We start from the raw sequence: 1,601 nt of genomic DNA, 5'->3' as shown, positions 1-1,601 counted from the left end.
CCCCCCCCCCCCCCCCCCCCCCCCCCCCCCCCCCCCCCCCCCCCCCCCCCCCCCCCCCCCCCCCCCCCCCCCCCCCCCCCCCCCCCCCCCTTTCCCCCCCCCCCCCCCCCCCTACCACCCCCCATGTCGTGGTTCGTCGGCAGCGTCAGATGTGTATAAGAGACAGGTGGATGAATTGGGCTCAACGATGAAAGATTTGGTAGACCTTATTATTGAAACAAAAAAAAGAGGATAACATGGTAAGTCCCAACAGAAAGGTGGCAATTGTGGGTATGGGAGGAGCTTTTCCCAATTGTAAAGACCTGCCAGATTTCAAGCAGCGTCTTTTTGCAGGAGAAAGCTTTATTCGAGAATGGGACGAAACAATGTTATATGGAAGTAGCATTCGATCGAAGGTGTCTGGTTTTATCGATCCTAATGACTTGAGCATCGAAACCATATACTGTTCAGTTGTAGAAGGATATCCAAGAGAATACGTCGATACCCTAGGTCGAATACCAGCAGCCAATAGTGTTACGGCTGATATGAGTGCTATGGGATCGATGTTGGGTGCTTTGGAGGCAATAGAAATGGCAGGATGGAATAAAAGCGAAATCCAGTCAGAACAAACTGCCGTGGCAATTGGAACCAATAGTGGTGGATATCAAATAGGGCGACCTGGATGGGTAAGTGTTTTTCAAAAACACCAGAAAACCAAATTGTTAGGTCCATATTATGCTATTCGAGGGATGGTTTATAGAGAGGCTGCGCATGTTTCGGGTCTGATCAAAAACCAAGGAATTAGCGAATCGCTTGGCTCGGCCTGTGCAACAGGTTTAGGTAACGTAGGTTATGCTTATCGCCTAATCAAATTCGGATTGCAAGATAGAGCACTTGCAGGTGGCTCTGAAGGAAATTCGATAGAAACCTTTGCAGGACTTGATGCTATGGGCGTGCTAAGCAGGGGTTTTAGTCCGGCAGAAAGTTCGCGTCCGTTTGATGTCAACCGAAAAGGGCTTGTTTGTTCTTTTGGGAGTGGTGTTGTAGCGCTTGAAGAATATGAAATGGCAAAAGCAAGAGGGGCAAACATTCTTGCGGTTATAGATAGTTATTTTAATAATGTTGATGGAGATGGAGATTTGTTTTTTCCATCCTATTATGCACAAAAACGGCTGTGGAAAGGGCTAATGGATCAACATCCTATCAAGCCCGATGTTGTAAAAGTTCATGGAACTTCTACCAGAGCAGGAGATCCTGTCGAATTGTTCAGCGTGGTAGATGTACTAGGAGAAGATGGTTATCAAATTTCTGCGCCGAAATCTCAATTGGGGCATACTCTAGGTGGTGCAGGTGCCATCGAACTAATAGCTGCTGTAATGATGCTGCAAGAGCAAAAAATACTTCCTTGCTTAAACGCAAATGATTTTAATGAGGAATTAGAACCATTGCAAAGAACTGAAGGATGGGACGGTCCCAGCCATCCGATAGCCTATTACAAACATCTTATTTCTAATAAGGTAGTTGAAAAGGAAATCAATCAGATTGTATGCTGTCTCTTATACACATCTGACGCTGCCGACGAACCACGACATGGGTAGGGGGGGGGGGGGGGGGGGGGGGGT

2 protein-coding genes are annotated in these 1,601 nt (G+C 47.7%); one reads left to right on the top strand and one right to left on the bottom strand.

The features are described from left to right. The coding region (locus tag JHD69_RS19770; RefSeq protein ID WP_199142058.1) for a hypothetical protein at positions 1-185 on the bottom strand (185 nt) is incomplete at its 3' end. Between the two features lie 27 nt (positions 186-212). Here JHD69_RS19770 and JHD69_RS19765 point away from each other — a divergent pair. Continuing rightward, positions 213-1,577, top strand: coding sequence for a beta-ketoacyl-[acyl-carrier-protein] synthase family protein (locus JHD69_RS19765; protein ID WP_233166092.1), 1,365 nt, complete (start codon positions 213-215; stop codon positions 1,575-1,577). The last annotated feature ends 24 nt before the right edge of the window (positions 1,578-1,601 follow it).

This window comes from Pedobacter sp. ASV12 (assembly GCF_016429155.1).
Taxonomy (GTDB): Bacteria; Bacteroidota; Bacteroidia; order Sphingobacteriales; family Sphingobacteriaceae; genus Pedobacter.
Note: the sequence above shows the minus strand (reverse complement) of the source record. Positions and strands in the feature narration are given on the sequence as shown.